Origin of the sequence: Caldivirga sp. MU80 (genome assembly GCF_001663375.1) — an archaeon.
In the GTDB taxonomy this organism is placed as follows: domain Archaea; phylum Thermoproteota; class Thermoprotei; order Thermoproteales; family Thermocladiaceae; genus Caldivirga.
This window is the reverse complement of sequence record NZ_LCTF01000080.1, coordinates 1-424: the sequence shown is the minus strand read 5'-3', so window position 1 is coordinate 424 and position 424 is coordinate 1. Positions and strand designations below refer to the sequence as shown.

Annotated in this window: 1 protein-coding gene; it reads left to right on the top strand. The window is 55.0% G+C overall.

Annotation, left to right across the window (positions count from 1 at the left end):
* Window positions 1-66 precede the first annotated feature (66 nt).
* A complete protein-coding gene (locus tag AAX04_RS11530; protein WP_084761534.1) occupies window positions 67-363 on the top strand; it encodes a ferredoxin family protein in 297 nt (98 codons plus the stop codon).
* Window positions 364-424 lie beyond the last annotated feature (61 nt).

Sequence of the window (424 nt, the reverse complement as noted above, 5' to 3'; positions counted from 1 at the left end):
GAGTAATAAGGGTAAGTTAACCCTAACCGACATGGCTAAGGATGCCTTAAGCCTGGTGATGAACCTATGAGCATGGACAACAGGAAGATCCCCATTGAGGAGAGGCTTAATTCAAACGCCTGGGACGTTAGCCAAAGGCCCCACATCAGGATAATTGACCCTGATAAGTGCCGTAAGTGCGATGCCAAACCCTGCACCTTCCTATGCCCAGCCAGGTGCTACATACCATCCCAGGACGGTACGGTGCTCTTCTCCCACGAGGGCTGCCTGGAGTGCGGCACATGCAGGGTGGTGTGCCCAAGCAACGCCATTGAGTGGACCTACCCGAGGAGTGGTTACGGTGTCCAGTATAGGTTTGGGTGATGGGTCATGGGCGCCACCGTTATAAGTCAAGCAACCCCAACCCAGGGTGTGGGAAAGGGGG

Excerpts from the sequence above, each read along its gene's own strand:
- AAX04_RS11530 (WP_084761534.1), top strand. The coding sequence starts at position 67 with ATGAGCATGGACAACAGGAAGATCCCCATTGAGGAGAGGCTTAATTCA.